The organism is Vulcanococcus sp. (genome assembly GCF_044369115.1).
GTDB lineage: Bacteria > Cyanobacteriota > Cyanobacteriia > PCC-6307 > Cyanobiaceae > Vulcanococcus.
The window spans coordinates 1-12,556 of record NZ_JBIPMN010000067.1 but is presented as its reverse complement, the minus strand read 5'-3'; the positions used below and the strand labels follow the sequence as shown (position 1 = coordinate 12,556).

Here is a 12,556-nt window from a genome sequence, read left to right as displayed (position 1 = left end):
CCGCGAAAGCAGAGGGTGGTCACCCGATGGACGCAGGATCGTGACCCAAACGGTGACCGACGGGGTGGGACAGATCGTGGTGATGGATGCCGATGGTCGCAACCAGAAGGTCATCACCAAGATTCCCTCAACAGCACCACTGTTCTCACCGGGCAAGATTTTTCCGGAGATGCGGGGCGCGGTCACACCCGCCTGGTCGCCAGACGGACGCTGGATCGCCTTCGCGAGCAACCACGAAGGCAACTACGACCTGTATGGCGTTCGACCCGACGGCACTGATATGCACCGAATCCTGGCCACGCCTTAGCAGGAGCTGTCCGTGGCCTGGGGAGTGCAGAGCTTCTGCAGCCTGACAAACCATTCATTGGCCGTTTCGTAACAACGACCACCAGGGAAGACCACGCTGCTCAGCAGGATCGCGAACAGCGATGAGGTCCGCAGCGATGTTCACCGACTACCGGCCCAATTGCGGCTACGACGAATATTTCAGCGGCCACGAGCAGCCCAGGGCGGCCCTGCAACCCCTGCTGTCGTCGTTGGGCAAGCTGGGCCTCGACGAGCTGAATCGCAACCATGCCGCAGCGGGCGTGCTGCTCAAGCGCCTGGGGGCCACGTTCCGGCTCAACGACTCGGGCAACAAAGGTGTCGAACGGATCCTGCCGTTTGATCCCCTGCCCAGGCTGATCAGCCAGGCCGACTGGCAGCGCCTGGAAGCCGGCCTCATCCAGCGACTGGAAGCCATCGACCTGTTTCTGGCCGATGTCTACGGCGATCAGGCGATCCTGGCCGACGGGGTGATCCCCAGAGACGATGTGCTCAGCTCCCAGGGCTGGCGGCCCCAGATGCAGGGGTTCAAGCCGCCCCTGGGCAAGTGGTGCCACATTTCGGGTCTGGATCTGGTGCGCGACGGCGCCGGCACCTGGCGGGTGCTCGAAGACAACCTGCGCTGCCCCTCGGGGGTGGCTTACTTCCTCGAGAACCGGCGCGTGATGAAGCGCATGTTCCCGAGCCTGTTCAGCGGCCGCACCGTGCAGCCGATCGACAGCTATCCCTCCCAGCTGCTGCAGACCCTGCGGGATCTGGCCCCGTGGACGGAAGCGCCCCGGGTGGTGCTGCTCACGCCGGGGGTGTTCAACAGCGCCTATTTCGAGCACAGCTACCTGGCCCAGCAGATGGGCATCGCCCTGGTGGAGGGCCGCGATCTGGCCTGTCAGGACGGGCGGGTGTGGATGCGCACCACCCAGGGCCTTGAGCCGGTGGATGTGATCTACCGCCGCATCGACGACGACTTCCTCGATCCAGCCGTATTCCGCTCCGATTCGATGCTCGGGGTGCGGGGGCTGATGGAGGTGTATGCCCAGGGCCGCGTGGCGATCGCCAACGCACCGGGCACCGGCGTGGCCGACGACAAGCTCATCTACGCCTACGTGCCCGAGATGGTGCGGTACTACCTGGGCGAGGAGCCGATCATCGAAAACGTTCCCACCTATCTCTGTTCACGGCCGGATGATCAGGCCTACGTGCTGGCTCACCTCAACGAGCTGGTGGTGAAAGCCGTGTCGGAAGCGGGTGGCTACGGCATGCTCATCGGCCCCCACGCCAGCCAGGCAGAGATCCTCGAGTTCGCCGACAAGATCAAGGCCAACCCGCGCAATTTCATTGCCCAGCCCACGCTTGAGCTCTCCACGGTGCCCTCCCTCAGTGAAGGGGAGCTCTATCCGTGCCATGTGGATCTGCGGCCCTATGTGCTGCGCGGCAAAGAGGCCTGGGTGACCCCGGGCGGCCTCACCCGCGTGGCCCTCAAGCGCGGATCGCTGGTGGTGAATTCGTCGCAGGGCGGCGGCTGCAAAGACACCTGGATCGTGGAGGAAAGTGCATGCTGAGCCGCGTTGCCGATTCGCTCTACTGGATCAATCGCTATGTGGAGCGCGCCGAAAACCTCTCGCGCTTCGTAGAAGTGAGCGAAGCCATGGCGCTCGACTGCCCCCCGGGCAGTGCCGAGCCCTGGCAGCCGCTGATCGATGCCAGCGGTGATCGCGACCTGTTCGATCAGCTCTACCCAGGCGGCGGCCCCGAGCAGGTGGTGGAGTTTCTGGTGAAGGCCGAGGCCAACCCCAGCAGCATCGTGAACTGCATCGCCCTGGCCCGGGAGAACGCCCGCCAGATCCGCGATGTGATCACCACCGAGATGTGGGAGCAGATCAACGATCTGTATTGGACCCTGCTGGAGAGCGACAGCTTCTGGCACCAGCCGCCCCAGGAGCAACTGCGCGAAATCCGCCGCGGCTGCCAGCTCTTCTATGGCATCACCGATGCCACCTTGAGCCGCGATCTCTCCTGGCAGTTCAGCCGTCTGGGTCGGTTGATCGAGCGCGCCGACAAAACCACGCGCATCCTCGATGTGAAGTACTTCCTGCTGCTGCCCAGCCCGGAGGAGGTGGGCGGTGTGCTGGATGAACTGCAGTGGATCTCCCTGCTGCGCACGGCGGGGGCCTATCAGATGTTCCGCCAGTCGCAGCAGGGGGTGATTGCGCCGCGGGCCGTGGCCGCGTTCCTGCTGCTGGATCCCAGCTTCCCCCGCTCGGTGCGCTACTGCCTTGAGCGCATCCACGAGACCCTGCAGGTGGTGGCGGCTAGCCCGGTGCCCGGCAACCCTGACGCACTCGAATGTCTGAGCGGCCTCACCAGGGCCCGCTGGAGTTACACCGGCATCGATGAACTGATTGCCGGTGGCCTGCATGAGGCGATCGACGCGCTACAGCAGGATCTCAATAACCTTCATGAGCTGATCCACGCGCGCTACTTCGTGTTGCCGAGCCTGGCCCCAGCAGCCACCGCCACCAGTCACGACCTGGCATGCGCGCCCGCCTGATCCATCGGTTCGATTACCGCTACACCAAGCCGGTGTTGCTGGGGCCGCATCGCTTCTGCCTGCGGCCACGGCCCCATGGCTTTCAGCGCTTGATCGACTACCGCCTGGAGATTTCCCCAGATCCCAGCCAGCTCTATGAGCTGATGGCCGCCGGCGGTGACACCATCGCCCGCGCCCGCTTCCTCGGAGACACCGACCGGCTCACGGTGATTGCCACCAGCGAGGTGGAAACCTTCACCCCGCCACTTCTGGAAGCCTGCCTGGATGAGCAAATGGCCCAACTGCCGGTGCAGATCGGCAAGCTCAATCCCGACCTGCTCAGCAACCTGCAGGGCTGGCTGCCCAATGGCCAGCACGACGCCGCCGCCGTGGATGTGGCCCAGGAAGCATTGATGGGCAGCGATGGCCGCAGCCTCAACTTCCTGCAACAGCTCGTGGAAGTGATTCAAGACCGGGTGAAATACACCCAACGCCACGTAGGCCCCGCCTGGCCCGCCGGCCGCACCCTCAAAGAACGGGTGGGATCCTGCCGCGACTTAGCGATGCTGATGATTGAGTGCTGCCGCAGCGTGGGCCTGCCGGCCCGCTTTGTGAGCGGCTACCACCTGGTGGAACCCAAACCTGAGCGCTACGACCTGCACGCCTGGGCCGAGGTGTATCTGCAGGGGGCCGGCTGGCGCGGCTTTGACCCCAGCGGCATGGGCGCCGTCGACGACCGCTACATCCCGGTGGCCACCTCGTCGCGCTCTGATCTCACCGCCGCGGTGAGCGGCACCTTCTCCGGTCCGCCCGGGGTGGAGAGCGAACTGGAATGGGAGATCAGTGCAGAAATCTTGAGTTCTGCGTTGCGGTAGCCGTTGGTGCTGCCGGATCGGCGCAAGCGCGCGAAGACAGGGCCAGCCACCGTTGGCCGTGAGCACCGCGCACCTCCCCGCACCCTTCGCTTCGGGCCCCAACGCCAGAACGGCTGCCGCCGTTGAAGAGCGGCTCCAGCAAGCCGGCATCCTGCTCACCATGGGCGGTGAACCCACGCTGGTGCCAGATGACCCGCAGGGCGCCGAGTGGAGCGTGGCCGCCGATGGCCCCACCAAACTCCGCTACGCCCAGCGGCTGGCCGCGGAGATCAGGCGCCGCACCTGGCCGGGCTGCACCGTGCTCTATTGCCCCGGCAAGCAGTACGACGGCGAGGTGAACCCCCGCTGGGCGCTGCGGCTGATCACCGCCAAAGACGGCGCCCCCCTAGTGCCGCTGCGGCCCGAAGGAGCCGCCCCCGCCAGCCACGTGCCCGACGCCACGGAGCTGCGTGGCCTGCTGGCGGCGATCGGCCATGATCTGGGCTGCAGGCTTGAGGCCCTGCCCCTGCGGGATCCGTTGCAAGCCGATCGGCAGATGTGGGCCATCCCGCTCACCTGCCAGCAGGGGCAATGGCGCTCGCTGGCTTGGCCGCTGGAGGAAGGGCTGCGGGAACTGAGCGGTGCGCCTGGCCCAGCCGGCCTGCGCCTACCGCTGCAGCACTTCCCCGAAGGTGAGCTGCGGCAGGTGCTCACCCTGGAGCGCGACCCCAACGGTTGGGCACTGTTCCTACCGCCGCTGGAGCGCCAGCCCCTGGAGCTGTTGCTGCACAGCATCGCCGCCCACAGCCAGGCGTGGCAGGAACCGGAGCTCAGCGGAGTGCTGCCCTGGGATGCGATGGAGCACTGGCAGGTGCTCGGGCTCACCGCCGATCCCGGCGTGCTGGAGGTGAACTTGCCGGTGTGCCACAGCTGGCACGACTACGCCGGCTGGATCGAGCTGCTGGAGGAGGCCGGCGAGGCTGTGGGGCTGCGCAGCTGGAAGCAACAGGGGGAGCGCACCGAGGGCACCGGCGGCGGCAACCACCTGCTTCTTGGGGGGCCCAGCCTTGATGAACACCCGTTCTTCACGCGGCCCGGCTGGCTCGTGGGGCTGCTGCGCTACTGGCAGCACCACCCCTGCTTGGCCTATCTGTTCAGCGGCCGCAGCGTGGGTCCTGCTTCCCAGGCGCCCCGGCCCGATGAAGGCAGCGCCAGCCTGCTCGATCTGCAGCTGGCCCATGCCGCCCTGGAGCGGCTGCCTGCCGGGGATCAACGGGTGGCCATCGGCGAAACCCTGCGCCACCTGCACGCCGATCGCAGCGGCAACACCCACCGCAGCGAGATCAGCCTCGACAAGTTCTGGAACCCTGCCTGGACGGCGGGCTGCCAGGGGCTGCTGGAGTTCCGGGCCCTCGAATCCCTGCCGGATCACCGCTGGAGCAGCGCTGTGGCGTTGCTCTTCCGCGCCCTGGCTGTGCGGCTGCTGAACCCAGAGCACCGGCCCGCGGCACTGCGCAGCTGGGGAACGGAGCTGCACGATCGAGCCATGCTGCCCAGCGCCCTCTGGGCAGATCTGGAGCTGGTGCTGGCCGACCTGAGCGCCGATGGGCTGCCACTGAATCCCGAACCCTTCCGGGCGATCTGGCAGTGGCGATTCCCTGAGCTGCTGCACTGGCGGCAGGGTGAAGCTGAGCTGAGGATTCACCAGGCCCTTGAACCCTGGCCCCTGCTCTGCGACACACCCGTGGAGGGCGGCACCACCAGCCGCTTTGTGGATAGTTCGCTGCGGCGCGTTGAGCTGATTGCCAACGCCAACTTCCGGGAGACCTACACGTTGGTGCTGCAAGGCCGCCCGCTGCTGTGGCCGCACAACCCGGAGCAACCGCTGGCGGTGCGCTTCCGCCAGGAAGCACTCTTCCCCTGCCTGCACCCCTGCCTGCCGGTGGATGTTCCGTTGGAGCTGGAGCTGCATCACGCCAGCGGCGGTCAACCCATCGCGCGCTGGCAGCTGGTTCATGAGTCCAGCGGTTTTGAGCCGCTCACCGAAGTGGCGAAGGAGGCAGCCGCGGCGCAACCTGCGCCCAGCGGCATGCCGATGCCCCTACGCGGCGCTGGGGAGCACTGCAGCACAGTGGATCTACGCCTTTGACACCGCTGAAATCCGAAGGAAATCGAGCACTGCATTCAGCTTTTTTTCCCAAGCCTCAAGATTGATTGCGTGGGCAAAAACACACATGCCAGCCCACCTGCAGCAGACGTAGAAACAGATCAGCACAGATCAGTCAGGAGCGCAGATCCATGGGCGGCCAGCTGCACCTTGTCGGGCTCACAGGCGATGGATGCCGGATTGCGCGCGACGGCGCCGGTGGCTACGTGGTGAACCACGCCGAGGTGGAAGGGGCCTGGCAGCGGGTCGCCAATCTGCCCGCTGCCTATGCCGTGTGTGAGCGCTTCAACCAGCGCGATGTGGTGCCCCTGCCCCGCCGCCGCGAGCAGGCCTGAAGCCGCGGGCTACCAGCTCACCCCGTGCAGCTTGGGCAGAGGCGCTGTCTTGAAGGTGGTAGCAAACAGCCGCGGAATCAGACGGCTGTTGTACACGCGAAACTCGCGCACCACACTGGCGCCCTCCTCGCGCACGGCCTGATTGAGCACCACTGATCCATCGGGATCCGACACGGATCGGTGGAAGGTGCCAGGGGGAATGCGCAGGATGTCGCCACCAGTTTCCAGGCGAACAATGTGATAGGGGTAGTTCCAGCCGAAATTCACCAAATAGAACGTACGACCACCGTGCAGGGCCAGCAGATTGTCTTCCTGGTGGGGGTGCAAATAGAACTGCCAGGCACCAGTGTTCTCCTCATCCGGCGGGCTCACGGCGGGGCCGGAGTGAATCACCAGATCGCGGGCATTGGATTCGGCAACGGTGATATCGAAGAAGCGCACCGCGGGGGTATCGCGGAACTTTTCGTAGGGGATCAGCTCAAACATCGGAGCCCGCTCCGAGGGAACGAGCCCCTGAGATCGGCTTTCACGCTGAAGTGATTCCTGCTGCAGAGGAAGAGCTGACATGGCGAACGAAGCGGCGGGCGGGTGATTGGCCAATGAACCGCACAAGCCGGCGCTTCAACGTTCGCAGCACTACGTAATCAACCGTTCGATAGACCAGTGGTTCAGGTGGTTTTGGCGTTCGTAGCATTGGCTACGTGTTTGCGCCGATGGCGATGACGGCTCCAGCCAGCAGCTGCACCCATCAGGCCTGGCGCTCGGGGGTGACGAGCGCTGCGTTCAGTGCACGCAAACAGCAGGCGCTGGTGTTGCTGCTGGCGCAGCAGCTGATCGAGGCCCAGTTCGAGCGGGCCGATCGCACCGGCAGCGAGCGGCTCTGGCAGGAAGCGGCAGCCCTGGAGATCGATCCGGAGCGGATCGTGCACCTGATGTACAGCGGCCTCGAGAGCAGCGACCGGCCCGCGCTGATCGCGGAAGACGAGGCCTGGATCCACCGCACCACCCAGGCTTGCCAACGCCGTTGGAGCCTGCTGCATCTGCACCGCAACCGCCGGGCACAGCGGCCTGCGCCAAGCCTCAGTCCTGCTTAAGCGGAATCGGCATCTCCACCGCTGCCGGCTCCGGCGCGCAGCTCTCCACCCGCTGATTCACCACTTCACCGATCACCACGATCGAGGGGGAAGCGAGATCGGCCTGGCGCACGGCCGCGGCCAAGCCCTGCAGGTCGGCGATCACCGCACGCTGGCCGCGCACGGTGCCCTGCTGCACCGCGGCGGCTGGGGTGGTGGCCGCCAAACCACCGGCGATCAACTCCTCACAGATGTGGGGCAGGTTGTGCAGTCCCATGTAAATCACCAGGCCGTCGCTGCTGCGGGCTAAAGCCCGCCAATCCACGCTGGGGCGAGCCTTATCAATCTCCTCATGCCCGGTCACGAAGGTGACCGAACTGCCGGCGCGGCGGTGGGTCACCGGGATTCCCAGATAGGCGGGCGCAGCGATCCCGGCCGTGACACCCGGCACCACTTCCACAGCGATGCCGTGGCGCTCCAGATGCGCCGCCTCTTCACCACCGCGGCCGAACAGGAAGGGATCACCCCCCTTGAGCCGCACCACACAGCGGTGCCGGCCCGCCAGCTCCACCAGCACCGCATTGGTGCTGGGCTGAGGCACTGAGTGATGGCCGCGCCGCTTGCCCACGAAGTGTTGTTCGGCCGTTTTCGGCACCAGGGCGAGCACCTCGCGCGGCACGAGCGAGTCGTACACCAGGGCATCGCAGCTGCTCAGCAGCCGATGGGCCTTGATCGTGAGCAGATCGGGATCCCCTGGGCCCGCCCCCACCAGATACACCTTGCCGGCAGCGGAGTCGCTCATGGCAGAGCCTCCAGCTCGGCGAGTAGAAGATCACGCACAGGAGGCCAATCCAGCAGCGGGGGCAGCACCTCAACCGAGGCCATGTGTTTGTCCATGTTGAGGGATTCGCTGAGCCGATTGGGGGCCAGGGTGAGCGGAGCCAACAGGGCCGGCGGCTGGGGCTGGGCAGCCAAAGCAGCGTGGGGATCGCTGTAGGCGGCAGCGATGCCGGGATAGCCCACCACCGCAGCCAGGTGCCGCAGATACCGGGCACTGAGAGCCCCCTGCAGGGGGTGATGCAGCCACACCAAGGTCCGCCCAGCGGCCCGCTCCGCCCAGAGCTCCGCCAGCAGCCGCTGCCAGCGCGGCCAGGCTCCCACAAACGGCAGCAGCAGCACCTGCACTGGCTGCTGGGCCGCTGCGGTGCGTTGCCGCCACTGGCCAGCAATAGCCGGCACATCGCTGCGCACGTGACCGCCAGGCAGCAGCAGCAGGGGCACCACACGGATGCCACCGGCGCGCTGTGCCGCCAGCCAGAAGCGGCCATCGCCCTCGGGTGGCGCGGCCGTGAGGGCTTGCAGCAGCACCGGCGCGCCACGCCGCTGCTCCAGCTCAGCCGCCAGCTGCTTCAGCACCTCCGGGATCACACCGCCCTGGCGGCCATGCACCACCAAAATCAGCGGTGTGCGCCGCAACCGGCGGCGCCAACGCTCGGCCACACTCGGCGCCAGGGCTTGGCCCTGCAGCTGCCGCAGCCGCTGCTGCCCATCGGGCAGCCGGTCGAGGAGATCCACCGCCTGGGCTGCCAACCCCGGATCCAGATCCGTGCTCAGCTGCTGCAAGCCCTCTGCCAGGGGCTCTAGCCGCCAGGCTGACAGCCCCACCGCCAACCCTTCCAGCGCCGCATGGCGCCAAGCCGTGGGCAGGGGCGCCTGGGCCAGCCGCAGCAGCAGCGCCGCATCGTCTGGTTGGCGCTGTTGACCGAGCAGGGGCAACAGCCTCACCGCATCCGCCTGACGGGGATCAGCGGGATCGAGAGCCTCCAGCGCCAGGCGCAAACGGGCAGCAACCCGCACGTCGCGGAAGTGGCCGAGGATCTCCAGCCAGAGCAGCGAGGGCGGCTGGGCCAGAAGCGGCTCCAGCCAGGCCTGCTTCACCTCGGCCGCTCCGGCCAGCAGGGGCAACTCCCGGCGGGCCGCCTCCCGCAAAGTGACGGCATCGCGGCCCACGGGTCCACTGAGGAGCTGCTCCACACCGGCGCGATCCAGCTGACCGATCAGTGCGGCCAGCACCTCAATCGAAGCCGGGCTACCGAACCGCTCAAGCTGCTGCAGCCAGGGCTGCACGGGCGCACGGCCGCGCCGCAACAGCTGAAGTTGCTGCCAGCGATCCGTGGAATCGCTCAGCTCCAAAGGCGCAGAGATCACCGTGGTCTCCACCCTGACAGGTCTGGGGTCAGCACAGCTTCAGGCCGCGGCGCGGCGCCGCGCCCCGAAGCGCTCCACCAGCAGCTGCTCGAGCACATCCGGCAGCAGGGCGAGGGGCACGCCCTTGTCGTGCAGTTCGGCCAGCTTGGGATCGGCGCCCATGTCGCCGCCGAGGAAGATCTTCACCGCTTCCACCATCTGGCCCTCATGGCGGGCCTTGGCGCCCATCAGACCGATCTCACCCATATAGGGCTGGCCGCAGGCATTGGGGCAACCGGTCCAGTGGCTGCGCACCGCATGGGGCAGCTCCAGGCGCTGCTCCAGCTCCTCCACCACCGCCTGGGCGGTGGTTTTGGTGGGGATCAGGGCAAAGCTGCAGTAGCGGTTGCCGGTGCAGCTCACCGCCTCAGCCATCAGGGCGCCGGGTTCGCTCTTGAAGCGCTGCAGCAAAGGCTCCGCCAACAGGGCCTCCACGTGATCCACCGGCACATTCACGATCAACGCGTTCTGGGCCTCGGTGAAGCGCAGTTCACCGCTGCCGTAGCGGCGCGCCAGCGCAGCCAGCTCGGCCATCGATGCCGCATCGAGGCGGCCCACCGGCACGCTCAGCCCCACCCAGCTCAGCCCCTCCTGCTTCTGAGGGTTCACCCCCAGTGCGGCGCGGGGGGCACGGTTCACGTGGTGCTCGCCGGTGTGGTGAGCGGCCTCGCCGCCAAGGGCGCTGAACTCCTCGAGCACCGCCTCGCGATAGCCCTCGAGGCCCAGCTCATCCACCAGATACATCAGGCGGCTCCTGTTGCGGGCCTGGCGATTGCCGCAACGCTCGAAGTGCCGCAGGGTGGCCAGGCTGTAGTTGGCCAGCTGATCGCCGCGCAGCCAGAGCCCCAGGGGGATGGCCAGCTCATTGCGCTGGGCGGAGAAGAAACCGCCCACCATCACAGTGAAGCCGAGCTCACCGTTGTGATCCGCCGGCAGGAAGGCCAGATCGTTGTGCAGCAGGAAGCTGTCGGGGGCGCCGCCAACAGCGATGTTGAACTTGCGGGGCAGGTTGCGCGGAGCATCGCCGGCCAGGAGGCGCTGCTGGATCGCCTCCACCAGCGGCCGCGTATCCACCAGCTCCTCGGGATCGATTCCGGCCAGTGGATTGCCGGTGATGTTGCGGGGGTTGTCGTGACCGGATTGGCGGCTGGTGAGCCCCACGGCCTCCATCGCCTCCAGCAGCGGCGCCATGTCTTCCAGCAGCAGGCCGCGCAGCTGCAGGTTCTGGCGGGTGGTGATGTCGGCGGAGCCATGCTCGCCGCAACGATCCACCGCATCGGCGAGCACCTCCAGCTGATCGGCGCTGATCACGCCATTGGGCAGGCGCAGCCGCAGCATGAACCGCCCAGGCGTCACCGGCCGGAAGAAGATCCCGAGCCACTTGAGGCGGATGGTGAGGGTGGCCTCATCGAGGTTGTCCCAACCCTGAGCCGCCAGTTCGCCCAGGCGTGGCGCCAACTCCAGACCGCAGAGCTCCGCCTTGGCCTGCTCGATCTTGCTCAACGTGGCGGCCATGGCTGCAGCAACATCGCAGGGAGGGCACAGGGTGCTCAACCGGCAGCACCGATCAGTGTCGCCATCGTTACCAAACGAACGTTCCTGGGCGTCAGCGCCAGGCGCTCACCACTTCTTGTAGGCGAGAAATTTGCCGCACAGGGTCACCTTCACCCGATCCCCGGCAGGGTCAGCCACCTTGTCCACATCGAGGCTGAAATCAATGGCGCTCATGATCCCGTCGCCGAACTTCTCCTGGATCACATCCTTGAGGGCCATCCCATACACCTGGATGATTTCGTAAAAGCGATAAATCAAGGGGTCGGTGGGAATCACCGGATCCAGGCAGCCTTTGGTGGGGTAGGCCTGCAGCGCCTCGCAGCTGGAGGAATCAAGCTCCAGGAGATCGCTGAGCTGCCTGGCCTCCTCGGGCGACGCCGTGGACTGGCCATAGAAAAGCGAAGCGATCCACACCTCATCGCGGCCCATCGCCTGCTCCAGATCCGCAAAGCTCAGACCCTTGGCGCGCTTGGCGGCCATCAAGGTGGCGGTGAGGGAAGACGCGGAAGCCATGGGCGTCGAAACAGCAGCAACAGCGCCACCCTCCGCGGCTGCAGCCTCCGCAAAAGCAGCGCTTGCTACCAGCCCGAGGTGCTGCGGCTACAGCACTGAGCCGTCCAGCGGTGATTCAGAATTGAGACGCGTTACGCCCGTCGGGCTGCATGGTGGCGACCCTCTCCACACAGCCAGGGGCAGCGCAATCCAGACCAGCAGAAGCGGTGAGCGAGCAACGCGCCCGCTTTCGCACTTACCTGGGCAAGGTGGGCAGCGGCGAACACACCAGCAGCGGCCTCAGCCGCGAGGAAGCCGCCGAAGCGATGGAGCTGATGCTCGATGGCATCGCCACGCCGGCCCAGATCGGCGCCTTTCTGATCGCCCATCGCATCCGCCGGCCCGAACCCCAGGAACTCACGGGGATGCTGGATGTGTACCGGCGCCGCGGGCCGGTGCTCAGCAGCCGCACACCCGCCCTCTGCTTCGGCATGCCCTTCGACGGGCGTAGCCGCACCGCACCGATCTATCCGCTCACCGCCCTGGTGCTGGCTGCAGCCAACATCCCGGTGTTGCTGCAAGGCGCCGGCCGCATGCCGGTGAAATACGGCGTGACAGGCGCCGAACTGTTCTCCAGCCTGGGCTTGGTGCTCACCGGCCGCAGCCTGGAATGGCTGCAGAGCAGCCTGGATCGCTGCAATCTGGCCCTGCTGCATCAGCCCGATCACTTCCCCGCCGCGGAACAGCTGATCCCCTACCGCGATGAGATCGGCAAACGGCCGCCTCTGGCCAGCCTCGAACTGATGTGGACGGCCCACCACGGCCCCCACCTGCTGGTGAGCGGCTTCGTGCACCCCCCCACCGAAGCCCGGGCCTGGGCAGCGCTGAAGCTGGCCGGCGAAACCAACGTGTTCACCGTGAAGGGCCTGGAAGGCAGCACCGACCTGCCCATCAGCCGCGCCTGTGTGACCGGCCGCGTGCAG

Annotated in this window: 13 protein-coding genes; 8 read left to right on the top strand and 5 right to left on the bottom strand. The window is 66.8% G+C overall.

Translation table 11 applies throughout. The features are described from left to right. The 6 genes from ACIQ2E_RS06855 to ACIQ2E_RS06830 form a co-directional block, all read left to right on the top strand. On the top strand, positions 1-307 hold a 307-nt coding region (locus ACIQ2E_RS06855), incomplete at its 5' end, for a TolB family protein (RefSeq protein WP_398328031.1). Between the two features lie 136 nt (positions 308-443). Next, complete coding sequence (locus tag ACIQ2E_RS06850) at positions 444-1,883, top strand: circularly permuted type 2 ATP-grasp protein (RefSeq protein WP_398328034.1); 1,440 nt, start codon at positions 444-446, stop codon at positions 1,881-1,883. Beyond that, entirely contained in the window at positions 1,877-2,872 is a 996-nt protein-coding gene (locus ACIQ2E_RS06845) for an alpha-E domain-containing protein (RefSeq protein WP_398328028.1), read from the top strand. Before ACIQ2E_RS06850 ends, ACIQ2E_RS06845 begins: the two co-directional genes overlap by 7 nt. Then, entirely contained in the window at positions 2,857-3,726 is an 870-nt protein-coding gene (locus ACIQ2E_RS06840) for a transglutaminase domain-containing protein (RefSeq protein ID WP_398328025.1), read from the top strand. The genes ACIQ2E_RS06845 and ACIQ2E_RS06840 overlap by 16 nt, the downstream gene beginning before the upstream one ends. A gap of 58 nt (positions 3,727-3,784) precedes the next feature. Then, on the top strand, positions 3,785-5,854 hold the full coding sequence (locus ACIQ2E_RS06835; protein ID WP_398328022.1) for a transglutaminase family protein: 2,070 nt from the start codon (positions 3,785-3,787) through the stop codon (positions 5,852-5,854). 149 nt (positions 5,855-6,003) lie between these two features. Continuing rightward, on the top strand, positions 6,004-6,207 hold the full coding sequence (locus ACIQ2E_RS06830; protein ID WP_296367268.1) for a hypothetical protein: 204 nt from the start codon (positions 6,004-6,006) through the stop codon (positions 6,205-6,207). Between the two features lie 9 nt (positions 6,208-6,216). Here ACIQ2E_RS06830 and ACIQ2E_RS06825 read toward each other — a convergent pair whose 3' ends face one another. After that, positions 6,217-6,693, bottom strand: a complete 477-nt coding sequence (locus ACIQ2E_RS06825) for a redox protein (RefSeq protein WP_296447024.1) — start codon at positions 6,691-6,693, stop codon at positions 6,217-6,219. Between the two features lie 233 nt (positions 6,694-6,926). Between ACIQ2E_RS06825 and ACIQ2E_RS06820 the strand changes: the two genes are divergently transcribed. Next, positions 6,927-7,301, top strand: coding sequence for a hypothetical protein (locus ACIQ2E_RS06820; protein ID WP_398328019.1), 375 nt, complete (start codon positions 6,927-6,929; stop codon positions 7,299-7,301). On the opposite strand, the gene cobA is transcribed toward ACIQ2E_RS06820, so the two are convergent. From cobA to cynS, 4 genes are all read right to left on the bottom strand, one after another. Further along, positions 7,288-8,082 (bottom strand): uroporphyrinogen-III C-methyltransferase, encoded by a 795-nt coding sequence (cobA, locus tag ACIQ2E_RS06815; protein ID WP_398328016.1) that lies wholly within the window; start codon positions 8,080-8,082, stop codon positions 7,288-7,290. The genes ACIQ2E_RS06820 and cobA overlap by 14 nt on opposite strands. Beyond that, positions 8,079-9,500, bottom strand: coding sequence for a CbiX/SirB N-terminal domain-containing protein (locus ACIQ2E_RS06810; protein ID WP_398328013.1), 1,422 nt, complete (start codon positions 9,498-9,500; stop codon positions 8,079-8,081). The genes cobA and ACIQ2E_RS06810 overlap by 4 nt, the downstream gene beginning before the upstream one ends. Before the next feature lie 27 nt (positions 9,501-9,527). Then, on the bottom strand, positions 9,528-11,042 hold the full coding sequence (locus tag ACIQ2E_RS06805; RefSeq protein ID WP_398328010.1) for a ferredoxin--nitrite reductase: 1,515 nt from the start codon (positions 11,040-11,042) through the stop codon (positions 9,528-9,530). 105 nt (positions 11,043-11,147) lie between these two features. Continuing rightward, on the bottom strand, positions 11,148-11,594 hold the full coding sequence (cynS, locus tag ACIQ2E_RS06800) for a cyanase (protein ID WP_398328007.1): 447 nt from the start codon (positions 11,592-11,594) through the stop codon (positions 11,148-11,150). 149 nt (positions 11,595-11,743) lie between these two features. On the opposite strand from cynS, the gene ACIQ2E_RS06795 reads away from it, so the two are divergent. Continuing rightward, on the top strand, positions 11,744-12,556 hold an 813-nt coding region (locus ACIQ2E_RS06795; RefSeq protein ID WP_398328004.1), incomplete at its 3' end, for an anthranilate phosphoribosyltransferase.